Source organism: Limimaricola cinnabarinus (assembly GCF_002723615.1).
GTDB classification, from domain to species: Bacteria; Pseudomonadota; Alphaproteobacteria; order Rhodobacterales; family Rhodobacteraceae; genus Limimaricola; species Limimaricola cinnabarinus_B.
Window position 1 is genome coordinate 588,796 of the sequence record NZ_KZ304951.1, and the last position, 22,859, is coordinate 611,654.

Here is a 22,859-nt window from a genome sequence, read left to right on the forward strand (position 1 = left end):
CCTCAGGCCTCCTTGTCGGCGGAGGGGATGCGTTGCCCCAGTTTGCGGATGGCGTCAACGAGGCGGCTGACCCGGCTGGCCTTTGAGCCCTTGATCAGCACGACATCGCCTATGCGGGCCAGCTGCGTCACCTCTTCGAGCAGATCCTCGACCCGCTCGGCCCACAGGCCGCGCCGCGCGACCGGCAGCGCCTCGTGCAGGGCGCGCATGCGCGGGCCGACGCAATGCACCGCGTCGAGCGCCGCCATCGCGGGATCATCGGCCATGGCCGCATGCATCTCGCGCTCGTTCGGGCCAAGCTCCAGCATGTCGCCCAGCACGGCGACGCGGCGACCGGGGGGCGGCCCTTCGCCGGGACGGGCCGCCGCGAGCACCGCCAGCGCCGCCGAAAGCGAGGTCGGGTTGGCGTTGAAGGCGTCGTCGATGAGTTCGAGCGTGCCGCCATCGGGGCTGACCGTCACCGTCTCGCGCGTGCCGCGCCCGGCGGGCGGGGCCCATGCGGCGAGACCGGCGATGCTGCGCACGCGGTCGGCCCCCATGGCCTGCGCCACGGCGATCACGCCCAAAGCGTTGCGCATGAAATGCCGCCCCTCGCTCGCGATCCCGAGCGTGACCTCTTCGCCGTCGAGCAGCGCCCGGCCCCGGGTGAAGCCATCCTCGATCCGCGTCTCGCGCAAGCGGCAGGCATTGCCCTCGGCATCGCCGAAATCGACGATTCGCGCCTTTGCCGCCCGTGCCGCGGCGCGCAGGATCGGGCTGATCGGCAGGTCGCCATGGATCACCGCGCAGCCATGGGGCTCCAGCCCCTCGAAGATCGCGGCCTTCTCATGCGCGATGCCCTCGACATTCTCGAAGGCTTCGAGATGCACGGCGGCGACGGTGGTGATCATCGCCACATGCGGCCGGGCCATGCGCGCCAGCGGCGCGATTTCGCCGGGATGGTTCATGCCGATCTCGATCACCGCGTAATCGGCATCGGCAGGCATCCGCGCCAATGTGAGCGGCACGCCCCAATGGTTGTTGTAGCTCGCCTCGGCGGCATGGACCCGGCCCTGCCCTTCGAGCGCCGCGCGCAGCATCTCCTTGGTCGAGGTCTTGCCGACCGAGCCGGTGATCGCGGCGACGCGCGCGCTCGTGCGCGCCCGCCCGGCCCGGCCCAGCCGTTCCAGCGCGGGCAGCACCTCGTCCACGATCAGGAGCGGCGCATCCGGGGCCACGCCTTCGGGGATGCGGCTCACCAGCGCCGCGGCGGCGCCCTTTTCCAGCGCCTGCGCCACGAAATCATGCCCGTCGCGCGCGGCTTGCAGTGCCACGAAGAGATCGCCCCGCCGAAGCGTGCGGGTGTCGATCGACACGCCGGTCGCGTGCCAGTCACGCGTCGCGCGCCCGCCGGTGGCGGCGGCGGCGTCATCTGCGGTCCAGAGCGTCATGCCTGCCCCTCCAGCGCCGAAACCGCGACCGAGGCCTGCTCGGCATCGTCGAAGGGCAGCACGTCATCGCCGACGATCTGCCCGGTCTCGTGGCCCTTGCCGCAAATGAGCAGCGCGTCGCCCGGCCCCAGCGCATCGACGCCGCGCAGGATCGCCTCGGCGCGGTCGCCGGTCTCGGTGACGGTCTCGGCGCCGCCGACCACGCCGCGCGCGCCCTCCATCACGGCGGCGCGGATTGCGGCGGGGTCCTCGCTGCGCGGGTTGTCGTCGGTGACGATCACCGCATCGGCGTGATGCGCCGCCGCCGCGCCCATCAGCGGGCGCTTGGTGCGGTCGCGGTCGCCGCCCGCGCCGATGATGGCGATGATGCGGCCCATCACATGCGGGCGCAGCGCCTTGAGCGCGGTCTCTATCGCGTCGGGCGTATGGGCGTAATCGACGAAGACCGTCGCGCCATTGCCGCGCTGCGCGGCAAGCTGCATCCGCCCGCGCACGGTGGTAAGCTCGGGCAGCGCGCGGAACACCTCCTCGGGGTCCTCGCCCGCGCCGATCACGAGTGCTGCGGCCAGTGCCACGTTCTCGGCCTGAAACCCGCCGACGAGGCCGAGCCGGCACATCCGCGCCGTGCCCTGCCAGGCGAATCGCAGCTCCTGCCCGGTCGCGTCGAAGCGCTGTGCGAGGAGCCGCAGACGCGCCCCCTCGGCCCGGCCGACGCCGATCACCTCCTGCCCGCGCGCGGCGCAGCGCCGCGCGATCTCCGCGCCCTTGGGATCGTCGAGATTGGCGGCGACCACGCCCTCCTCGGGCAGCACCCGGTCGAACAGCGCCAGCTTCGCCTCGAAATAGGCTTCGAAGCTCTCGTGGTAGTCGAGATGGTCCTGGCTGAAATTGGTGAAGCCCGCCGCCGCCGGGATCACCCCGTCGAGCCGGTGCTGGTCGAGCCCGTGGGAGGAAGCCTCCATCGCCACATGGGTCACGCCCTCGCGCGCGGCCTGCGCCAGAGCGCGGTGCAGGGTGACCGGATCGGGCGTGGTGTGCTTCAGGGGGTAGGTCCAGGCCCCCTCGACCCCGGTGGTGCCGAGATTGACGGCGCGGCGGCCCATCGCGGTCCAGATCATGCGCGCGAAGGTCGCCACCGAGGTCTTGCCATTGGTGCCGGTGACGGCGATCACCGTCTCGGGCGCAGGGCCGAACCACAGCGCCGCGGCGCGCGCCAGCGCCTGTCGCGGCTCTTCGGCGATGACCAGCGCGGCAAAAGAGCCGGCCAGAGCGGGGGCGGCGATGCGCGCGCCCTCCGCATCGGTGAGAATCGCCGCGGCCCCCCGCTCCAGCGCCGCCTCGACGAAGCCCGCGCCATGCGCGACGCTGCCTGGCAGCGCCGCGAAGAGATGACCCTCGCGCACCTCGCGGCTGTCGAGCGACAGCCCCGTCAGCCGCGCCTCGCGGCCGCCCTGCGCCGTCAGCCCCAGTTCGGCCAGCGTGGCCTGTTTGCCGTCCATGTCAGCCCCTCGCCGCTAGTTCGCGGCCAGCGATATACCCTCAATGGGCGCGCCTTCAACCTGCGGCCTGAGGCCGAGCAGCGGCGCGGTGCGCCGGATCATCTCGGCCGCGACCGGAACGGCGGTCCAGCCGGCGGTGCGGCGCGGGATCGAACCGGTGGTCTCGACCGGCTCGTCGAAGGTGACGACGAAGACATATTCGGGGTCCGTGGCCGGGAACATGCCCGCGAAGGTCGAGATCACCTTGTCCTTGTAATAGCCGCCGCCGTTTTCCTTGGGCTTGTCGGCGGTGCCGGTCTTGCCGCCGACCTCGTAGCCCTCGACCTCGCCCAGGCTGGCGGTGCCGCGGCTGACCACGGCGCGCAGCATGGCGCGGCTGGCCGCGGCGGTGCGCTCGCTCACCACCCGCTCGCCGGGGCCGCGGCGCGCGCCGTGCAGCAGCGTCGGCGTCACCTTGAGCCCGCCATTGGCCAGCGTCGCGTAGCCCGCCGCCAAGTGCAGCGGCGTGACCGAGAGGCCGTGGCCATAGGAGATCGTCATGGTCGAGATCTCGGACCATTGCGCGGGCAGGAGCGGCTTGCCGGTGGGCGCCTCGATCATCTCGACCTCGGTGGGCTCCAGCATGCCGAGCTGGCCGAGGAACTCGCGCTGCTTCTCGGCGCCATACATCAGCGCGATGCGCGAGGTGCCGATGTTGGAGCTCTCCACGATCACATCCGTCGCGGTGAGCTGCGGGCCGTAATCGTGGAAGTCGCGGATGCGGAAGCGGCCCCAGGTCATCGGGCCCTTGGTGTCGATCATGGTCGAGGGCTCGATCAGCCCCATCTCGAGGCCCTGCGCCACGGCGAAGATCTTGAACACCGAGCCCAGCTCGTAGACGCCCTGCACCATGCGGTTGAACAGCGGGCTGTCGGCGGCCGAGCCCTGGGTCAGCGGGCGGGGGCGGTTGTTGGGGTCGAAATCCGGCAGGCTCGCCATGGCGACGATCTCGCCGGTCTTGGCCTCCATCAGCACCGCCGCCGCGCCGCGCGCGTTGAGCAGGTTCATGCCGCCCGCCAGCACCTCCTCGACCGCCGATTGCACGGTGAGATCGAGCGAAAGCTGCAAGGGCGCGCCCTCATTGGCCGGGTCGCGCAGATAGGCATCGAAGCGCCGCTCGACACCCGCCACGCCGATCACCTCGGCCGAGGAGACGCCCTCGCGCCCGTAGCTCGCCCCGCCGAGGATATGCGCGGCGATCGGGCCATTGGGGTAGATCCGCATCTCGCGCGGACCGAACAGCAGCCCCGGATCGCCGATGTCATGCACCGCCTGGCGCTGCTCGGGGCTGATCTGCTTGCGGATCCACAGGAACTTGCGCGAGCCGGTGAAATCCTCGAGCAGCTCCTGCTCGTCGAGCTCGGGGAAGATCCGCACCAGCTCGGCCGCAGCGCGCGCGGGGTCGATCATCTCCGGCGGCTGGGCATAGAGCGCATAGGTGTCGAGATTGGTGGCGAGGATGCGGCCCTCGCGGTCGGTGATGTCGGCGCGCTGGGCGATGATCGGGTTGCCCGAGGCGGAGGCGCGCGGCTCCTCGGCCGGGGCGCCCGCCATGGAGCCCATCTTGAGCGCGATCGTCCCGAAGGCGAGGGCGAAGAAGCCGCCCATCACCAGCAGCCGCCCCTCGGCCCGGCTGCGGGCGCGGTCGCGGGTTTCCTCGTGACGCAGGCGCAGGTTCTCGCGCTCGATCGCGTCGGGGTTCTCGCCGCGCTCGCGCGCCTTGAGGATGCGCGCCAGAGGGCGCAGCGGGCGTCGGGTCACAACGGCTCCTCGTCGGTGTTCATGAAGGCGGAGGACACCTCGACCGGGTTCATGATCGGCGGCAGCATCTCGGGCGGAAAGCCGACCTGCTCGACCCGGCCGAAGGCCTCGGGGCGCAGCGGCAGAAGGCCGAGCCGGTCGAAGTTCAGATCGGCGAGGTCGCGCAGCCGGTCGGGGCGATTGAGATAGGCCCATTCGGCGTTGAGCATGCCCAGCCGCGCATGGGCGGCACCGATGCGCGCATAAAGCTGGCGCACGTCGCGCAGGGATTGCTGCGTGGCATAGTTTTCCTGATAGGCCCAGAAGCCCAGCCCCACGACGGCCAGCGCCGACAGCACGTAGATCACGCCCCTCATCGAGACTTCTCTCCCTTGTTCAGAACAGGCATTCCCAGCGCGGCCGGATCGGCCCGGCCCGCCGGGGCATCGGTGCGCCGCGCGATCCTGAGCCGCGCCGAGCGGGCGCGCGGATTGGCGGCGAGCTCTTCGTCGTCGGGCGCCACGGCCTTGCGCTTGACGAGCTCGAAGGCCGGCGGCGGCCCTTCGACCTCGGGCGCGAAGCGGTTGGCATTGCCGGTAGCGCCCGCGCGCAGCTGCATGAAGCGCTTGACCATGCGGTCCTCGACCGAGTGGAAGGTCACCACGCCCAAGAGCCCGCCGGGCTTCAGCGCCCGTTCGGCGGCGGCAAGCCCCTCGTAGAGCTCGTCATATTCCTCGTTCACCGCGATGCGCAGCGCCTGGAAGCTGCGGGTGGCGGGGTTCGACTGGCCGGGCTTGGGGCGCGGCAGGCAGCGCGAGACGATCTCCGCGAGCTGCAGCGTCGTGGTCACGGGCCGCGCGGCGACGATGGCGCGGGCGATGCGGCGGCTTTGGCGCTCCTCGCCATAAAGAAACAGGATCCGCGCGAGATGCGCCTCCTCGGCCTCGTTGACGATGTCGGCCGCCGAGGGGCCGGTAGTGCCCATGCGCATGTCGAGCGGGCCGTCCTTCTGGAAGGAAAAGCCGCGCTCGGCCTGGTCGATCTGCATCGAGGAGACGCCCAGATCGAGCACCACCCCGTCGAGCGGCTCGCCCGCGAGCGTGTCGAGCTGCGAAAACCGCCCCTCGCGCATCTGCAGCCGGTCGCCATATTGCCCGGCCCAGGCCTTGGCCATCTCATGGGTCGAGGGGTCGCGGTCCACCGCGAAGACCTTCTGCGCGCCGGCATCGAGCAGCGCCCGCGTGTAGCCTCCTGCCCCGAAGGTGCCATCGAGCCAGACGCCCTCGATCGGGGCCATCTGCGCGATCAGCGGGCGCAGCAGGACAGGAATGTGCGGCGTGTTAGTCATGGATCAGAGCCCTTCCACGAGGCTGAGCGGATCGAAGCCCTCGGGCTGCTCCTCGAGCCAGTCGGTGACCTCCTGGCCCACGGTGGTCTCGAAGGTGTCGGCCTTCCAGATCTCGAAATAATCGCCGACGCCCATGAACAGCACCTCGCCCTGCTCCAGCCCCAGCTTGCGACGCTGGCGGATCGGCATGACGATGCGGCCGTCGCGGTCGATCTCGAGCTTCATCGACTGGCCGAGATAGAGGCGGCTCACCATCTGCTTTTGCTTGGAGCCCGCCGGCATGGCGCGGATCTGGGCGGCGATGCGGTCGAATTCCTCGACCGAGTAGACCCGCAGATTGTCTTTAAGATGGTCGCCGAACTGCAGGTAAAGCCTCGGGTTTAGCCCTTCGGTCCAGTCCGGGTCACCGGCTTCGAGCACCCGGCGGAAATCGGCCGGGATGGACATGCGCCCTTTCCCGTCGATCTTTTGCGGATACTCTCCGGTGAACCCCAGCACGCCTGTCGAGACCCTTGCCCATGCCCACCCAGGTCGCCAGACCTCGTGATACGAAAACGGCGGACCGAGCTGCTGCCACTGCTCGATCCGCCGCATCGTCCCGTTCCCGGGATGTCCGATCGCGCGCGCCACCTGGGGGGATGTCTGCTCGCTCGCGCGCCGGATCTCTTGTTAGAAAACAGCGGGTTGCCTGTATGAACCTGCCAATTTTGCCGATGGGGTCTTTGGTGCCCCTAGTCCGTCTGTCCACCGTTTCCTTGGCCACAGGGATGCCATGGGAATTCATGGGAGGCAACAAATTTCAGGCATGAAACGCCTCATCCCGGAGGCCAATTTGGGACACCATCGAGCCTGAATAAGGAAAACTGTGCGTATTTACGCATCATGTTGAGGTTGGTTTTCTTTCAACCCCAACATATAGGGAGAATTGTCGATAAGCGGAAAAGCCCGGTTGTGCGGCATTGCTGCCACGTCACCCATTGCCGCGCCGCACGGCCACGCTCGCGGAACGCGCGATTCTTCAAAAAGCTCCACAAGTCATGGGGAATGCTGGGGATAAGTCACGAGAGCCGGTCGAATCGCCCAGCACGATTCGACCCTGAACCGGGGCGTTCCACGAATTCCCGGCGTCAGGTTCCAGAAGATCCCGGGCGGGCTTGAAGCGGCCCCGGCAAGGGCCGCTTCAAGCTCAGGCCATGCCGCCGGCGACAAGCCCGCGGGCGATCTTGAGATAGGCCTCGGCCATCGGCCCCTCGCCCGCGGCCACGGGCGTGCCGGCATCGCCGGCAAGCCGCGTTTCAAGGTCGATGGGAAGGCTGCCCAGAAGCGGCGCATCGAGGCGCGCGGCCTCGTCGCGCACGCCGCCATGGCCGAAGATATGCGCCTCGTGGCCGCATTCGGGGCATATGTATAGAGACATGTTCTCGATCAGCCCGAGCACCGGCGTCTTCAGCGTGTGGAACATGTCGATCGCCTTGCGCGCGTCGAGCAGCGCCACGTCCTGCGGGGTCGAGACCACGATGGCGCCGGTCAGATGCGTCCTCTGGCACAGGGTCAGCTGGATATCGCCCGTGCCCGGCGGCAGATCGACGATCAGCACGTCGAGCTCGCCCCAAGCGACCTGGCCGATCAGCTGCTGCAGCGCGCCCATCAGCATCGGCCCGCGCCAGACCACCGCCTTGTCGGGGTCCATCATCAGCCCGATCGACATCATGGTGACGCCATGCGCGCGCAAAGGCTCGATGGTCTTGCCGTCGGGCGAGCCGGGGCGCTTGGTCACGCCCATCATGCGCGGCTGGGAGGGGCCGTAGATATCGGCATCGAGCAGCCCGACCCGCCTCCCCTCGCGCGCCAGCGCCACGGCGAGGTTCGAGGCGACGGTGGATTTGCCGACGCCGCCCTTGCCCGAGCCCACGGCGAGGATCCGGTCGACCCCCGCGACCCGCTGCGGCCCGGTCTGCCCGGCCGGCTGCGGCGTCGGGTGACGGCCGATCTTCAGCGAGGGCGCCTCTGCCGGCTTTTGCCCGGCAGCGGGGCGCGCGGGCGCGGGGCCATGCGCCGTCAGGATCGCGCTGACCGCCTCCACCCCCGGCAGCGCCCCGACCGCCGCCTCGGCCGCCCGGCGCACCGGCTCCAGCGCGCCCGCCGTCTCCGCATCGGGGGCCTCGATCACGAATCTCACCCGGCCCGCATCGACCCCGAGCGCGCGCACCATGTCGCGCGAGACGAGGTCACCCCCGTCGGGAAGCCCGATCCGCCGCAGTTCACCGAGGATTTGGTCGCGCGTCAGGGTCATCTCTGGTCCGTTTCCATCTTTGTCGTCAGGCAGCTGCCCGATCATCGGGCAAGACTCGCGCTTTGCGGCCCAAAGCGCAAGCAGCCACGAAATTGCCACGTTTCCCTTGGGGAAGATTATGATTTCATGAAATTTTTACCATGCGTTTGCTGCATAGCAGCATTGCCCTTGCAAGGGATTGTGCATTCGCAGCACGAGCCTATTTTGATCCTCGAAGACGCAATACGGCGGCTTCGACGACCGGTCCCGCGATCTGGGATCGACCAGAGAGCAGAGACGGCCCAAGCACCGGGCCCCGAACCAAAGAGGTATGCGACATGGCATACACGACCGACACCCGCAGCGCCGGCCTCGGCCAGCGCATCGCCAATCTCCGCGTCACCTTGGCTGACCGGGTCGCGAAGAACAAGATCTATCGCTCGACCTATAACGAGCTGCAGGCGTTGACCGACCGCGACCTCGCCGATCTCGGCATCAGCCGCTCGATGATCAAGCGCATCGCGATCGAGGTCAGCCAGGCCCGATAAGTTTCCCAGTTCCCGACCGGTTTCTCCTCCTCCCTGAACCGGTCGCGAGCCGCGGTTCCGCCCCTCCTCCTCCCTGGGCGGCCCGCATCGAGGCGACGGCATCCTCCTCCTCCCTGATGCCGTCGCCTTGACAGTTTACCGAGATACGGGCCGCCCTCTCCTCCTCCCTGGGGCGCGCACGTAGATCAGACCGGCAGGATCCTCCTCCTCCCTGACCTTGCCGGTCGCACACCACGGGCGCTTCTCCTCCTCCCCTGGAGCGCACGCGGACCATAGAGCGGCGGGGCCTCCTCCTCCCTGCCCCGTCGCTCGCAGGAATTCGAATACGGGCCGTTCCCTCCTCCTCCCTGGAACGGCGCGCATCAGACCGGCGGGGCCTCCTCCTCCCTGCCCCGCCGGTCGCACAGGATACGGATGTCCCTCCTCCCAGACAGGCATCCGTTGCATAGACCGGTCGGGCCCTCCTCCTCCCTGGCCAGATCGGTCGACCGAGACGGTCACGGGTTCTCCTCCTCCTCCCTGAGGGCCCGCGCACCGCAAAAAGAACGGCGGCGCCCCTCCTCCTCCCTGGGCGTCGCCGTTTCTCGTTTTCGGGGCTGTCCATTTCCGCTCTTCCCATTTCCGCCCAAGGGTGCAGATTGGCGCGCATGACCGCGCTTTCGCTCCTCCCCGCCCTGATGGGCTTTGCCCTCGTCACCCTGTTCACGCCGGGGCCCAACAACCTGATGCTGATGGCGTCGGGTGCCAATTTCGGCCTGCGCCGCTCGGTGCCGCACATGGCGGGCGTGGCGCTGGGATTCGCCGGCATGGCCGGGCTGGTCGGGCTGGGGCTGGCACGGGTGTTCGAGATCTGGCCCGCGCTGACCGCGGTGCTGCGGGTGGTTTCGATCCTGTTTTTGCTTTGGCTGGCCTGGAAGATCGCCACCGCGGCGCCCAAGGCCGCCGATGCGCCGGACACCAAGGGCACGCCGCTGACCTTTTTGCAGGCGGCCGCGTTCCAATGGGTGAACCCCAAGGCCTGGGCCATGTCGGTGACGGCGACCAGCGCCTATGTCGGCGATGGCGGGCTGTGGGGCGTGGCGCTGGTGGTGTCGGTCTTCGCCGCCATGGGCACGGTCTCGGCCGGGCTGTGGACGGTGCTGGGCCAGAGCCTGCGGCGGCTCCTGGCCAAGCCGAAGCGGCTCAGGGCGTTCAACATCGCCATGGCGCTGCTGCTCGTCGCGACGCTCTGGCCGATTCTCGCGGCGCTGTGACGCGAAACGCCGGAAACCTGCGAGGGCTTCCGGCGTCGGATCTGCGTATCTGGAGAAAGATGAAGCGGATCAGCTCTCCGAATAGGCCTGCATCACCTCGTCGGAGGCCTCGAAATTGGTGGTGACGTTCTGCACGTCGTCGTCATCCTCGAGCGTCTCCACCAGCTTCATCAGCTTCTGCACGCCCTCGAGATCGAGCGGGGTGCGGGTCTGCGGCTTCCAGATCAGCTTGGTGGTCTCGCTCTCGCCAAGCTCGGCCTCCAGCGCCGTCGCCACCTCGTTGAGATCGGTGTCGGCGCAGGTGATCCAGTGGCCCTCCTCGTCGCTCTCGACATCCTCGGCGCCCGCCTCGATCGCGGCCATCATCACCGTGTCGGCATCGCCCACCGAAGCCGGGTAATAGATCTCGCCCTTGCGGTCGAACATGAAGGAGACCGAGCCTGTCTCGCCGAGATTGCCGCCGCTCTTGCCGAAGGTGGAGCGCACGTTCGACGCGGTGCGGTTGCGGTTGTCGGTCATCGCCTCGACGATGACGGCGACGCCGCCGGGGCCATAGCCCTCGTAGCGGATCTCGTCATAGCTCTCGGCGTCGCCGCCCTGGGATTTCTTGATGGCCCGGTCGATCACGTCCTTGGGGACGGAGACGGCCTTGGCCTCCTTGACGGCCATGCGCAGGCGCGGGTTCTTGTCGGGATCGGGATCGCCCATCTTGGCGGCGACGGTGATCTCCTTGGACAGCTTCGAGAACAGCTTGGAGCGCGCGGCGTCCTGCCGCCCCTTGCGATGCTGGATGTTGGCCCATTTGGAATGGCCTGCCATGGCGGGGCTCCTGTGGTGATGTGCGAAAGTCCGGGTCTCTATAAGCCAGCCACCGCAAAGGGGGCAAGCGGGCTCACAACGGGAAGAACAAGGGGATCACCACCGCCGCGGTCAGCGCGGTCAGCAGGTTGAGCGGCACGCCGATCCTCAGGAAGTCCGAGAATTTGTAGCCGCCCGGCCCGTAGACCAGCGTGTTGGTCTGGTAGCCGATCGGCGTGGCGAAAGCGGCCGAGGCGCCGAACATCACCGCCACGACCAAGGGCCGCGGATCGACGCCCAGCGCCTGTCCGAGCCCGATCGCCACCGGCGTCAGGATCACCGCGACGGCGTTGTTCGAGACGATCTCGGTCAGCACCGAGGCCAGAAGATAGACCACCAGCACCAGCGCCCAGTTCGGCAGATGCATGAGCGTGGGCGTGAGCCAGTCGACCAGCACCGATACCGCGCCCGAATGGTCGAGCCCCGCCCCGACCGCGAGCATGCCGAAGATCAGCGCCAGAAGCCGCCCGTCGATGAAGCCGAAAGCCTCGTCGGCATCGATGCAGCGCGTGAGCAGCACCACCGCCACGCCGAGAAAGCTCATCACCGCGATATTGGCCACGCCGATCGCCGAAAACCCGACGATGGCGAACAGCACCGCGATCACGATCGGCGCATGGCTGCGGCGATAGGCGCGCTCGGTCGGCTGGGCGACATTGACGAGGTTCATGTCGGTGGCGAGGCGCTGGATGTCGGCCGTCGCCCCTTCGAGCAGCAGCGTATCGCCGATCCGCACCACGAGATCGTCGATCTGGCGGCCGATGTTCTTGTCGCGGCGATGCACCGCGAGGGTATAGACGCCGTAGCGGCGGCGCAGGCGCAGATCGCCGAGCTTGCGGCCGACCATGCGGCAATCGGGCGAGATCAGCACCTCGACCGTGGTGGTCTCGACCGCCGAGACCTGATCGACGCGGCGCAGGCTCTTGTTGGCCTGCAACGACAGAAGCTCGGTCATCGCGGTCCTGAGCACCACCCGGTCGCCCACCTCGAGCGTGACGCCCGCGAGGTTGCGCCTGAGCGAGGCGTCGCCGCGCACCACGTCAATGAGCCGCACGCCCTCGCGCTTGAAGAGCTGCACATCCGTGACCTCGCGGCCGATCAGGTTGCTGTCGGGCGGGATCACGGCCTCGGTGAAAAAGCGCATCTTCGACTTGCCCGACAGCAGCCCGGCCATGGAATCGCGGTCGGGCAGCAGCTTGCGCCCGATCAGTCCCAGATAGGCGACCGCGACGCCCGCCAGCAGCAGCCCCGCGCCGCTGATCTCGAAGATGCCGAAGGGCTCCATCCCCGCCGCCTGCACCACGCCGTCGACCAGAAGGTTGGTCGAGGTGCCGATCAGCGTCAGCATGCCGCCGAAGATCGCGAAGTAGCTCAGCGGGATCAGCAGCTTCGAGGGCTGGTGTCCCATCTGCGCCGACAACCGCACGAAGATCGGGATCATCACGACGACAATGGGCGTGTTGTTGATGAAGGCCGACATCGTCAGCACCGTGAAGGTGAGCGTGATCAGCGTCGTCTTGGGCCGCCGCTCCACATGCCGCGCAGCCTGCGCCGAGATCCAGTCGAGCGCGCCGGTGCGCACCAGCGCCCCGACCACCACGAACAGCGCCGCGATGGTCCATGGCGCGGGGTTGGCAAAGATGCCGATGGCGGTGTCCTCGGGCAGGATGCCCAAGACCAGCATCGCCATCGCGCCGGTGATCGCCACCACCTCGACCGGGTAGGCCTCGCGCAGGAAGGCGAGGAACATCGCCAGCACGATCACCATGGCGGTGATCGCCTGGACATCGGGCGACAGGGTGATGCCGAACATCGTCAGATCTCTCCGGAACGGCCGGGGGGCCCGGCCCGCCTCCTCACGCGGGGCCGCATTGCGACAGCCGCCCGCCCTGGCGCACCATCTCGACCCGCGTGGCAAGACCGGTGCGGTCGTCGGTCTCGACATAGAGGCCCGAGAGCGTCACCTCCTCCATCGCCGGGGTGAAGCGCCCGCCCGGCATGCCGGTGATGAAGCGCCGGAGCGGCTCGTCCTTCTGCATGCCGATGACGCTGTCGTAATCGCCGCACATGCCCGCATCCGACTGGAACGCCGTGCCGCGCGGCAGGATGGTCGCGTCCGCCGTCGGCACATGGGTGTGGGTGCCCACCACGATCGAGGCCCGCCCGTCGCAGAAATGCCCGACGCCCATCTTCTCGCTCGTCGCCTCGCAGTGGATGTCGATCAGGCTCGCGGCGACCGTGCCGCCCGGCGGATGCGCCTTGAGCACCGGCTCCAGCGCCGAGAAGGGATCGTCATAGGGGCGGCTCATGAAGACCTGCCCCAGCACCTGCGCCACCAGGACCTTGCGGCCGCGGGTCGCCTCGAACACCCGCGCGCCGATGCCGGGGGCGGATTTGGAGTAGTTGAGCGGGCGGATGATGCGCGGCTCGGTCTCGCAAAAGCGCATCATGTCCTTCTGGTCGAAGGCATGATCGCCCAGCGTGATGACATCGGCGCCCGCCTCCAGGATGCCCTTTGCGTGCTCGGTCGAAAGCCCGCGCCCGCCGGTGGCGTTCTCGCCATTGACCACCACGAAATCGAGCCGCCAGTCGCGGCGCAGGCCGGGAAGCCGCTCCGCCACGGCCTGCCGGCCACCGCGACCCATCACGTCGCCAAGGAACAATATTCTCATTTCATCGGTGTTAGGACGGCGGTTTGCAAAGGGCAAGCGAAGCCTCGCATGGCGTTGCACTCACGTGACGGCGCGAGGCGGAATGCCCGGCCCGCCGGCGCGGCAGGCGCCGGGGCGCCCGTTTCGCCGGCCTTCTCAGGATGGCACCACGATCCCGGATTCGGTGATGATCAGGTCCAGCGGCTGGTCCGTCTCCTCGATGGGAATCTCCTCGGCCTCCTGCGCGGCAAAGGCGAATCCGACCGCCGCGACGGGGCCGGCCTTGCGCAAGAGCTCCAGCGTCCGGTCGTAGAAGCCGCCGCCATAGCCCAGACGGTGGCCATGCCGGTCGAAGGCGACCAGCGGCACGATGACGATGCGCGGCACGACCCAAACGCCCGCCACCGGGACATCGGCGCCGAAATGCCCCTTTTCGAGCGCGCAGCCCGGGGTCCATTCGCGAAAGCGCAAGGGCCGCCCCGCCGCTTCGATCACCGGCACGCCGACGCGCCCGGTCTTGGCGGCGGCGGCCATGGCGGGCAGCGGGTCGATCTCGCTGCGCATCGGCATGTAGCCCGCCACCGTCTCACCGGGGCGTTCCGACAACCAGCGGATCAGGTGTTCGGCCTGCGCCCCCGCCGAGCGATGCGCCAGCTCGCGGCGCAAGAACGCCGCCTCTCGCGCGGCCTTCTTGCGGGCGGCAAGTCCGGTATGCGCGCTCACAGCAGGATCACCGAGGCGAGGCCGAGAAAGGCGAAGAAGCCGACCACATCCGTCACCGTCGTCACGAAGGTGCCCGAGGCCAGCGCCGGGTCGACGCCGAAGCGGTCGAGCACCACCGGCACCACCACGCCCGACAGCCCGGCGACCACGAGGTTGATGACCATCGCCACCGCGATCACCACGCCCAGCATCGGCGAGCCGAACCAGACGAGGCCGACAAGGCCCATCACCACCGCGAAGGCGAGCCCGTTGATCAGACCCACCGCCACCTCGCGCCGGATCACCCGCCAGACGTTCGATGTCGTCAGGTCGCGCGTGGCGATGGCCCGCACCGCGACGGTGAGCGACTGGGTCCCCGCATTGCCGCCCATAGAGGCGACGATCGGCATCAGCACGGCCAGCGCCACCAGCCCGGCGATGGTCTCCTCGAAAAGCGAGATGACGAGCGAGGCGATGATCGCCGTGCCGAGATTGACGGCGAGCCATGGCAGGCGCTGCTTGGTCGTCTCGCGCACCGAATCCGACAGCTCGCTCTCCCCGCCGACACCGGCGAGGCGCAGAATGTCCTCCTCGTGCTCCTCGTCGAGCACGTTCATCGCGTCGTCGATAGTGATCACGCCGACCAGCCGGTCGTCGTCATCGACCACCGGGGCCGAGATCAGGTGATACTGGTTGAAGGCATAGGCCACGGCGCCTTCGTCGTCTTCCACGTGAAACGTGCGAAAGCTCTCCTCGGTGATGTCGCGCAGCAGCGTGGCGCGCGACTTGGACAAGAGCCGCCCGATCTGCACGTAGCCCACCGGCTTCATCCGCGGATCGACCAGCATCACGTGGTAGAACTGGTCGGGCAGCCGCTCGGCGCGGCGCAGGAAGTCGATCGCCTCGCCGACGCTCCAATGCTCGGGCGCGCGCACCACCTCGACCTGCATCAGGCGCCCGGCCGATTCCTCGGGGTAGGCCAGCGCCTTCTCGACCGCGATCCGGTCGGTCGCGGCGAGCGCGTCGAGCACGGCGGATTGCTGGTCCTCGTCGAGATATTCGACGAGATCGACCACGTCGTCGGATTCCAGCTCGCGCACCGCCGAGGCCAGCTCGGTCGGGGCGAGGCTTTGGATGATCTCCTCGCGCAGATTGTCGTCGAGCTCGGACAGGATCTCGCCATCCATGCCGCCCTTCCACAGCGCGAGCAGCGCGCGGCGGTCGCGCGCGTCGATCTGTTCGAGCAGGTCGGCGATGTCGGCGGGGTGCAGCGGCTCGAAGATCGCGTCGAGCCGGGCGGCGTCGCCGGCCTCGACCGCGTCGAGCACCTCGTCGAACAACCGCGCCGGCAGGCCGAAATCGCCCTCGTCCTCCTGCGGCTCCTGGCTGTCGATCTGGTCGGTCATGGCGGCTCCCGATGTTTGCGCGGACCATAGTGGTTGTTGGCGCAGCGGCAAGCTGGGCGCGGGACGATTGGCAGATTTACCTTGCCGCGCCCCGCTCCTATCGTCGGCCCATGACAAAGACATTGCATCTGGGCCAGACCCTGACCTTCACCGGCGATCCCTTCACCCAAGGCCCCGCCGCCGCCACCCATTCGAGCCGCGGCGCGGTGCTGGTCGAGGCGGGCCGCGTCGTCGCCGCGGGCGAGGCCGACGCCCTGCGCGCGCAGCACGGCGAGGCGGAGGTGATCGACCACGGCGCAGGGCTGATCCTGCCCGGCTTCGTCGATGCGCATATGCATTACCCGCAGACCGCAATGATCGCGAGCTGGGGCAAGCGGCTGATCGACTGGCTCAACAGCTACACCTTCCCCGAGGAAGGCAAGTTCGCCGATCGCGCCTATGCCGACGAGATCGCGAAGCGCACGCTCGACCTTGCCATTTCCAACGGCACCACGACGCTGACGAGCTTCTGCACGATCCACCCGGGCAGCGTCGACGCCTTCTTCGAGGCGGCGGAGGCGCGCGGCATGGCGGCTTTCGCGGGCAAGACCTGCATGGACCGCAACGCGCCCGATTATCTCAGCGACACGGCGCAGAGCGCGCATGACGACAGCAAGGCGCTGATCGAACGCTGGCACGGCAAGGGCCGCGCGACCTATGTCATCACGCCGCGCTTCTCGCCCACATCGACGCCGGAACAGCTCGAGGCGCTGGGCGCGCTCTGGGCCGCGAACCCCTCCTGCCTGATGCAGACGCATCTCTCCGAGCAGGTCGACGAGATCGAATGGGTCAGCGGGCTCTACCCTGAGGCGCGCGACTATCTCGACACCTACGAGCAGCACGGCCTTCTGGGCGCGCGCGGGCTTTATGGCCATGCGATCCATCTCGAACCGCGCGAAACCGACCGGCTGCGCGAGGTCGGCGCGGGGCTGGTACATTGCCCGACCTCGAACACCTTCATCGGCTCGGGGCTCTTCGACATGGCGGCGCGCATGGCCGAGGGGCAGCGGATCGGGCTGGCCTCGGATACGGGGGGCGGCTCGTCCTTCTCGATGCTGCGGGTGATGGGCGCGGCCTACGAGATCGGCCAGCTCAAGCGCAACCCGATCCACCCCGCGCAGCTTTTGTGGCTCGCCACCGAGGGCTCGGCCAAGGTGCTGCATGCCGAAGGCGAGATCGGACGGCTGGCACCGGGGTCCATGGCCGACATGATCGTGCTCGACCTCGCCTCGACGCCCGGCATCGCGCAGCGCTCGGCGCTGGCCTCGGATATCTGGGAGGCGCTGTTCCCGACCATCATGATGGGCGACGACCGCGCCATTGCGAAAACCTATGTCGCGGGCCGGCAGGTGAAGGGCTAGCGCCCCTTGAGCAGCGCCAGCGCCTCGGCGTGGATCCGGGGGTTGGCCGCGGCGAGCACGCGGCCGCCCTCATGCGCGGGGCGGCCCTCCCAATCGGTGACGATGCCGCCCGCCGCCTCGATCACCGCGATGGGGCCGCAGACGTCGTAGCTGTTGAGCCCCGCCTCGACCACCAGATCGACCTGGCCCATCGCCACCAGCGCATAGGCATAGCAATCCATGCCGTAGCGGGTGAGCCGCGCGGCTCGGCTTACCGCTTCGAAGCCCGCGCGCTCGGCGGGCGTGCCGACCTCGGGAAAGGTCGTCATCACCGTCGCCTCGGCCAGAGGGCGCGCGGCGCGGCCGCGCAGCGGCATCTCGCCACGCGGCCCCATGAGGCGCGCGGTGCCGAAGCCGCCCTCGAACCGCTCACCGATATAGGGCTGGTCGATCAGGCCGAAGAGAGGCCCCGTCGCGTCGCAGACCGAGACGAGCACGCCCCATGTCGGCATGCCGGAGATATAGGCGCGCGTGCCGTCGATCGGGTCGAGCACCCAGGTCAGCCCGCTGCTGCCCGGCGTCGCGCCGTATTCCTCGCCCAGGATCGCGTCGTCGGGGCGGCGCGCGGCCAGCACCTCGCGCATCGCGCGCTCGGAGGCGCGGTCGGCCTCGGTCACGGGGTCGAAGCCCGCCCCTGCCCCGGTCTTGTCGTCCGTGGCGATGGTCTGGCGGAAATGCCGCAGCGTCTCGGGGCGCGCGGCATCGGCCAGCGCATGGGCGGTGGCGGCGAGGTCGCGCATGAGATCGTCTGAAAGAGTGCCGGTCATGTGGAGCCCATCCTGATCGGACGGACAGCCCCGCCCCGGCGGGGGCGGTAGCGCGCGAAGGGCGCTCCGGTCAAGCCCGGCGGCCCTTCGCGGCGCAAAGCCTCAGGCGGCGTCGCTCAGAACGCGGGCAAGGTCGAACAGGCGCCGCCGCTGCTGCTCGGGAATCGCGTAGTAGGAGCGCAAGAGTTCGAGCGCCTCGCGGTCGGCCATCACGTCGCCGGGCAGGTCGCCGGGGCGCGGCTCGGGCTTGGCGGCTTCCATGCCTTCGAAGAAGAAGGAGACCGGAACGCCCAGCGCATGCGCGATGTCCCAAAGACGCGAGGCCGAAACCCGGTTCATCCCGGTTTCGTATTTCTGGATCTGCTGGAACTTGATGCCGACCTTTTCGGCCAGCTGCTGCTGGGTCGTTCCGTTCATCCACCGCCGATGGCGGATGCGCTTTCCGACATGAACGTCAACGGGGTGCTTCATGTCCTGTCCTCTCAATGTTGCGCATCGGATCTGAGGTCGAAACAATCGCCTGGATGCGCCTTAAAATATGTCTGGAGCGCGATGGCCCCTCTATATACTCATATAGACACGCTTTGGTTGCATGGGTCATCATGACTTTAAGATCATGATCCGGCGCATTGGATCACACGAACCTGTCCCGATGGACAGGCTGCGGCCCGCCGGTCGCGCCGCTTGCAGGTAACATCGCGCGCGACACGTGCAAGGCGGGGCCGGCATCGAGGCGGACCGTCGCCTTTTGCGCACCCGGTGTCGCAGGCTGTCGCAGGCTTCTTGAATCTCTGCCGCCGATCGCCAATATCGGGACCAAGACGTATATTCCAACGGAGGTCTCTATGGCTGAATTCAACACGATCCGCGCGACGGCCGGGGCCAGTTCCGCGCGGATCGACGAAGGGCTTCGCGCCCACATGAACAAGGTCTACGGCACGATGTCCGTAGGCATGATCATCACCGCCGCCGCCGCCTGGGCGATCTCGGGGCTGGCCGTCACCACCGATCCGGCCCTCGCCATGGCGCAGATCGGCCCCGACAAGTATCTCAACAGCTTCGGCGCGGCGATCTACACCTCGCCGCTGAAGTGGCTGATCATGTTCGCCCCGCTCATCTTCGTGTTCGGCTTCTCGGCCGGCATGAACCGCATGTCCGCTGCCACGGCGCAGATTGTGTTCTACGCCTTCGCCGCGGTGATGGGCCTGTCGCTCAGCTCGATCTTCCTCGTCTTCACCGGCGTCTCGATCGTGCAGGTCTTCCTGATCACCGCCATCGCCTTCGCGGGTCTGTCGCTTTACGGCTACACCACCAAGAAGGACCTGTCGGGCTTCGGCACCTTCCTGATCATGGGCGTGATCGGCCTGATCGTCGCCTCGATCGTGAACATCTTCCTCGCCTCCTCGGCGGTGGCCTTCGCGATCTCGGTGCTGGGCGTGCTGATCTTCGCGGGTCTGACGGCCTACGACACGCAGAACATCAAGAACGTGTATCTCAGCCATGCCAGCCATGGTGACAGCGAGTGGCTGGGCAAGGCCGCCATCATGGGCGCGCTGCAGCTCTATCTCGACTTCATCAACATGTTCATGTTCCTGCTCCAGCTGTTCGGCAACCGCGAATAAGCGCAAGCGGAACGGAGACCCTCCTTTCGGGGGCCGGCGGAAACGCCGGCCCCTTTTTCGCATCCGGCGACAGGACGGCGCGCCGGTTTACTTGCTCATCCGCGCCAGCTTGGATTGCAGCTCCGCGAGCTGCTTCTTGATGTCGTCGAGATTGTCGTCGCCGGTCTTGGCCTCCGGCCCGGACGCGCCCATCATGCCGCCGGTCATCGCCTTGAAGAAGGCCTCCTGCTGCGCGCGCATCGCGTCGAAGCCCGGCATCTGCGCCATGGGCGAGACCTTGGTCATGTTCTCCATCATCTTCGACTGACCGTCGCGCAGCATCTCGAAGGAGGCGGCGAGAAACTGCGGCACGACCGAACCGGCCTGGCTGGTATAGCTGCGCACGAGATCGGTCAGCACATCCACCGGCAGCACGCTTTCGCCGCGGCTTTCATGTTCGGCGATGATCTGGAGAAGATACTGCCGCGTCAGGTCGTCACCCGATTTCAGATCGACGATCTGCACCTCGCGGCCCGCGCGGATGAAGCCCGCGATATCCTCGAGCGTGACGTAGTCGCTGGTTTCGGTGTTGTAGAGCCTGCGGCTGGCATAACGCTTGATCAGAAGCGGTTTCGCGGTCTCGGCCATCTTCGGTCCCCCAAGGCATGATGCGCTGCAGCAAAAGCCTAGGCCCGTGTTTCGCAAAAAGAAAGGGCGGGCTGCCCGGAGGCAGCCCGCCCGGTCGCGGCGGGGAGGATCGCCGCTGTCTCGCTTACTTCGCGCCAGCGGTCGCGGTGGCCTTGCGGGTCGCGGCCTGCGCGTCGGTGCCGGCCTTCTTGGCGGCGGCGGTCATGTCGTCGCTCATGTCCTTGCCGGCCGAGAGCATCAGCTCGAGCGTCTCGGTCTGCAGCTTCTTGGCGATCTCGGCAAAGGCGGCCATGTGCCCGGAGGCGGCTTCGGCCGAAGCGGCGGCGAAATCGCTCATCGACTTGGCGTAATCGGCGGGCTCGGGCTTGGCGCGGGTCACTTCGCCGAACTTGGCAAGCGTGTCCTGGGCCCACTTGGCCGACAGCTCGGTCGATTTCTGCGCGGCCTCGAGATTGGCGGCCGACAGTTTCTCGGCGAGAGCGGTCTGGTTGCGGAAGGTCTCTTCCATGTTCTTGGTGTCGACGGGGAAGGAGCCCATCATGTCCTTGAAGATCGCGGTGAAGTCTTGCTGATTGGCCATCGGAGGTCCCTTTTCTGGTCGCTGGTGCGGCAGCTCTGAGGCCCCGCTTCGTCTCTGATGACCGGAATATGCGTGCTGCACCGCAGCAATTCAAGATGTTTTTCTGCGGTGCAGCAAAAAACTTTCCCCCACGGCAGATGCCCCCTATTCCGCCGCGAGCCGACCGCCGGTGACATAGCGCCCCGGCGCCGGTCCGAGCGCGGGATGCGCCTTGGAGCCCGGCTCCCGCGCGGGCACCATCTCGCCCGCCCGGGGCTTCAGCCATGCCATCCAGGCCGGCCACCAGGAGCCTTCGTGCTTCTGCGCGCCCGCGCGCCACTCCTCGGGGCTGTCGGCGGCGGCATCATTTGACCAGTAGCCGTATTTCTTCTTGGCGGGCGGGTTGACGATGCCCGCGATATGGCCCGAGCCCGACAGCACGAAGGTCTTGTCCTTCGATCCCATCTTTCGCACGCCGCGCCAGCTCGAATCCCACGCCGCGATGTGATCGCTCTCGCAGCCCACGGCAAAGACCGGCACCGTCACCTCGGCGATCTTCGCCTCGTGGCCTGCCACGGTGAAGCCGGTGGTGGCGAAGCGGTCCTCTTGGCACAATCCGCGCAGGTATTCGATCGCCATGCGCGCGGGCAGGTTGGTGCCGTCGCCGTTCCAGTAGAGCAGGTCGAAGGCGGGCGGCGCCTCGCCCATCATGTAGCTGCGGATCGCGGGCTGGTAGATCAGGTCGCGCGCGCGCAGGAAGGAGAAGGTGCGCGACATGTAGAACTTGTCGAGCACCCCCGCCGCCCGCGCCTCGGCCTCGATCCCGTCGACGAAATCATCGTCGAGGAACACGCCGACCTCGCCCTGATCCGAGAAATCGGTAAGCGTGGTGAAGAAGGTCGCGGATTTGACCGACTTGTCCTTGCGCGCCTTGAGCACCGACAGCGTCAGCGCCAGCGTCGTGCCGGCGATGCAGTAGCCCACGGCGTTGACCTGCCTGACCTTGCAGATCTCCTTCACCGTCTCGATCGCCTGGATGTAGCCGTCCTCGACATAATCGGTCATGCCGATCTCGGCATAGCTCGGATCGGGGTTGATCCAGCTGACCACGAAAAGCGTGTGGCCCTGTTCGACGACATGGCGGATCAGGCTGTTCTGCGGCTTGAGATCGAGGATGTAGAACTTGTTGATCCAGGGCGGAAACAGCACCACGGGCGTCTCGTGCACGTCCTCGGTGGCGGGCGCGTACTGGATCAGCTCGAACAGGTGGTTGCGGAACACCACCTCGCCCGGCGTGGTGGCGAGGTTCTCGCCCACGCGGAAGGCATCGGCATCGGCCAGCGTCACCACGAGGTCGCCCTCATTGGCCTCCAGATCGCGCACGAGGTTCTCCATCCCGTCGATCAGGCTCTGGCCCTCGGTCTCCAGCGCCTTTTGCAGCGCATCGGGGTTGGTGGCGAAAAAATTCGTGGGGCTGAACATGTCGACGATCTGGCCCGCGAAATAATCGAGCCGCTTCTTCTCGCGCGGCTCCAGCCCCTCGATCGAGGAGACCGCCCTGCGCACCGCCTCGGCATTGGTGAGGTATTGCTGCTTGATATAGGCAAACCACGGATGCGTGTCCCACATCGGGTTGGCAAAGCGGCGGTCTTTCGGCCCATCCGAGGCCGGGGCCTGCGCGCCTTGCATCATCTTCTGCTGGGTCTCGACGTAATGCTTGAGCGTCTCGCCCCAATAGCCGAGCTGGTGCTCCATCAGCTTGGCCGGGTCGCGCATCATCTCCGACCAGTAGCTGCCCGCCGCCTTGAGGTAGAGGTCATGGCTCGGCCCCTGCAGCGCCGACGGCACCTGGCGCCCCTGCCCCATCGCCGAGACGAGCCGCTGCGTCAGCTCCTCGATCCGGGCGAGATTGGCCTCGAGCCGCGCCTTGGCCGCCATGGCCTCGCCGCCCGCCTCCGCTTCCGCGTTCCTGTCCTGATCGTCAGTTGTCATACGCCCTCCCACGCCCTAGTTTGCAGGTGCAGCATGCGGCCTGCCGGGACGGGTTTGCGCCCCGTCTGCCGTCAAGGCGGGGAAAGGCCCGGCGGACCCCCGACCCC

The 22,859-nt window shown here is 67.9% G+C and carries 21 protein-coding genes; 4 read left to right on the forward strand and 17 right to left on the reverse strand.

Going from position 1 to position 22,859, the window contains the following annotated elements; translation table 11 throughout:
* Window positions 1–2: 2 nt before the first annotated feature.
* The 7 genes from CJ301_RS02805 to CJ301_RS02835 form a co-directional block, all read right to left on the reverse strand.
* Window positions 3–1,430 carry a UDP-N-acetylmuramoyl-tripeptide--D-alanyl-D-alanine ligase gene (locus CJ301_RS02805; RefSeq protein WP_099273958.1) on the reverse strand — a complete coding sequence of 476 codons (1,428 nt, stop codon included), beginning with the start codon at window positions 1,428–1,430 and terminating at the stop codon, window positions 3–5.
* Window positions 1,427–2,929 (reverse strand): UDP-N-acetylmuramoyl-L-alanyl-D-glutamate--2,6-diaminopimelate ligase, encoded by a 1,503-nt coding sequence (locus CJ301_RS02810; protein WP_099273960.1) that lies wholly within the window; start codon window positions 2,927–2,929, stop codon window positions 1,427–1,429. Before CJ301_RS02810 ends, CJ301_RS02805 begins: the two co-directional genes overlap by 4 nt.
* Window positions 2,930–2,944: 15 nt before the next feature.
* On the reverse strand, window positions 2,945–4,729 hold the full coding sequence (locus tag CJ301_RS02815) for a peptidoglycan D,D-transpeptidase FtsI family protein (protein WP_099273962.1): 1,785 nt from the start codon (window positions 4,727–4,729) through the stop codon (window positions 2,945–2,947).
* On the reverse strand, window positions 4,726–5,085 hold the full coding sequence (ftsL, locus tag CJ301_RS02820; protein ID WP_099273964.1) for a cell division protein FtsL: 360 nt from the start codon (window positions 5,083–5,085) through the stop codon (window positions 4,726–4,728). The genes CJ301_RS02815 and ftsL overlap by 4 nt, the downstream gene beginning before the upstream one ends.
* Window positions 5,082–6,056: a 16S rRNA (cytosine(1402)-N(4))-methyltransferase RsmH gene (gene rsmH / locus CJ301_RS02825; RefSeq protein WP_099273966.1), complete on the reverse strand. Its 975-nt coding sequence runs from the start codon at window positions 6,054–6,056 to the stop codon at window positions 5,082–5,084. The genes ftsL and rsmH overlap by 4 nt, the downstream gene beginning before the upstream one ends.
* 3 nt (window positions 6,057–6,059) lie before the next feature.
* Complete coding sequence (locus tag CJ301_RS02830) at window positions 6,060–6,554, reverse strand: division/cell wall cluster transcriptional repressor MraZ (RefSeq protein WP_099273968.1); 495 nt, start codon at window positions 6,552–6,554, stop codon at window positions 6,060–6,062.
* A gap of 688 nt (window positions 6,555–7,242) precedes the next feature.
* Window positions 7,243–8,349 carry an Mrp/NBP35 family ATP-binding protein gene (locus CJ301_RS02835; protein WP_099273970.1) on the reverse strand — a complete coding sequence of 369 codons (1,107 nt, stop codon included), beginning with the start codon at window positions 8,347–8,349 and terminating at the stop codon, window positions 7,243–7,245.
* A gap of 317 nt (window positions 8,350–8,666) precedes the next feature.
* Here CJ301_RS02835 and CJ301_RS02840 point away from each other — a divergent pair, with 317 nt between their 5' ends.
* Window positions 8,667–8,876: a DUF1127 domain-containing protein gene (locus tag CJ301_RS02840; protein ID WP_099273972.1), complete on the forward strand. Its 210-nt coding sequence runs from the start codon at window positions 8,667–8,669 to the stop codon at window positions 8,874–8,876.
* Between the two features lie 647 nt (window positions 8,877–9,523).
* Window positions 9,524–10,129: a LysE family translocator gene (locus tag CJ301_RS02845; RefSeq protein ID WP_099273974.1), complete on the forward strand. Its 606-nt coding sequence runs from the start codon at window positions 9,524–9,526 to the stop codon at window positions 10,127–10,129.
* Window positions 10,130–10,198: 69 nt separating this feature from the next.
* Here the strand turns inward: CJ301_RS02845 and CJ301_RS02850 are convergent, their stop codons facing one another.
* From CJ301_RS02850 to mgtE, 5 genes are all read right to left on the reverse strand, one after another.
* Window positions 10,199–10,948, reverse strand: a complete 750-nt coding sequence (locus tag CJ301_RS02850) for a YebC/PmpR family DNA-binding transcriptional regulator (protein WP_099273976.1) — start codon at window positions 10,946–10,948, stop codon at window positions 10,199–10,201.
* Window positions 10,949–11,021: 73 nt separating this feature from the next.
* Complete coding sequence (locus CJ301_RS02855) at window positions 11,022–12,800, reverse strand: SLC13 family permease (protein ID WP_099273978.1); 1,779 nt, start codon at window positions 12,798–12,800, stop codon at window positions 11,022–11,024.
* 43 nt (window positions 12,801–12,843) lie between these two features.
* Window positions 12,844–13,659 carry a TIGR00282 family metallophosphoesterase gene (locus CJ301_RS02860; protein WP_099273980.1) on the reverse strand — a complete coding sequence of 272 codons (816 nt, stop codon included), beginning with the start codon at window positions 13,657–13,659 and terminating at the stop codon, window positions 12,844–12,846.
* Window positions 13,660–13,794: 135 nt separating this feature from the next.
* Window positions 13,795–14,361 (reverse strand): 5-formyltetrahydrofolate cyclo-ligase, encoded by a 567-nt coding sequence (locus CJ301_RS02865; protein ID WP_099273982.1) that lies wholly within the window; start codon window positions 14,359–14,361, stop codon window positions 13,795–13,797.
* A complete protein-coding gene (mgtE, locus tag CJ301_RS02870; protein WP_099273984.1) occupies window positions 14,358–15,746 on the reverse strand; it encodes a magnesium transporter in 1,389 nt (462 codons plus the stop codon). Before mgtE ends, CJ301_RS02865 begins: the two co-directional genes overlap by 4 nt.
* 110 nt (window positions 15,747–15,856) lie before the next feature.
* Between mgtE and guaD the strand changes: the two genes are divergently transcribed.
* Window positions 15,857–17,146, forward strand: coding sequence for a guanine deaminase (gene guaD / locus CJ301_RS02875; RefSeq protein WP_099273986.1), 1,290 nt, complete (start codon window positions 15,857–15,859; stop codon window positions 17,144–17,146).
* Here the strand turns inward: guaD and hisN are convergent.
* Together hisN and CJ301_RS02885 are read right to left on the reverse strand one after the other, a co-directional pair.
* Entirely contained in the window at window positions 17,143–17,952 is an 810-nt protein-coding gene (hisN, locus tag CJ301_RS02880) for a histidinol-phosphatase (RefSeq protein WP_099273988.1), read from the reverse strand. The genes guaD and hisN overlap by 4 nt on opposite strands.
* 102 nt (window positions 17,953–18,054) lie before the next feature.
* Window positions 18,055–18,423 carry a helix-turn-helix domain-containing protein gene (locus CJ301_RS02885; RefSeq protein WP_099273990.1) on the reverse strand — a complete coding sequence of 123 codons (369 nt, stop codon included), beginning with the start codon at window positions 18,421–18,423 and terminating at the stop codon, window positions 18,055–18,057.
* A 374-nt stretch (window positions 18,424–18,797) separates the two neighbouring features.
* Between CJ301_RS02885 and CJ301_RS02890 the strand changes: the two genes are divergently transcribed.
* The gene (locus CJ301_RS02890) at window positions 18,798–19,574 is read left to right on the forward strand and encodes a Bax inhibitor-1/YccA family protein (RefSeq protein WP_099273992.1); all 777 of its coding nucleotides are present in this window, start codon (window positions 18,798–18,800) and stop codon (window positions 19,572–19,574) included.
* 87 nt (window positions 19,575–19,661) lie between these two features.
* Here the strand turns inward: CJ301_RS02890 and phaR are convergent, their stop codons facing one another.
* The 3 genes from phaR to phaC all read right to left on the reverse strand — a co-directional run bounded on the left by phaR (window position 19,662) and on the right by phaC (window position 22,752).
* On the reverse strand, window positions 19,662–20,201 hold the full coding sequence (phaR, locus tag CJ301_RS02895; protein ID WP_099273994.1) for a polyhydroxyalkanoate synthesis repressor PhaR: 540 nt from the start codon (window positions 20,199–20,201) through the stop codon (window positions 19,662–19,664).
* A 124-nt stretch (window positions 20,202–20,325) separates the two neighbouring features.
* Window positions 20,326–20,781 carry a Phasin gene (locus tag CJ301_RS02900; RefSeq protein ID WP_099273996.1) on the reverse strand — a complete coding sequence of 152 codons (456 nt, stop codon included), beginning with the start codon at window positions 20,779–20,781 and terminating at the stop codon, window positions 20,326–20,328.
* A gap of 144 nt (window positions 20,782–20,925) precedes the next feature.
* On the reverse strand, window positions 20,926–22,752 hold the full coding sequence (phaC, locus tag CJ301_RS02905) for a class I poly(R)-hydroxyalkanoic acid synthase (RefSeq protein WP_099273998.1): 1,827 nt from the start codon (window positions 22,750–22,752) through the stop codon (window positions 20,926–20,928).
* Between the last annotated feature and the right edge of the window lie 107 nt (window positions 22,753–22,859).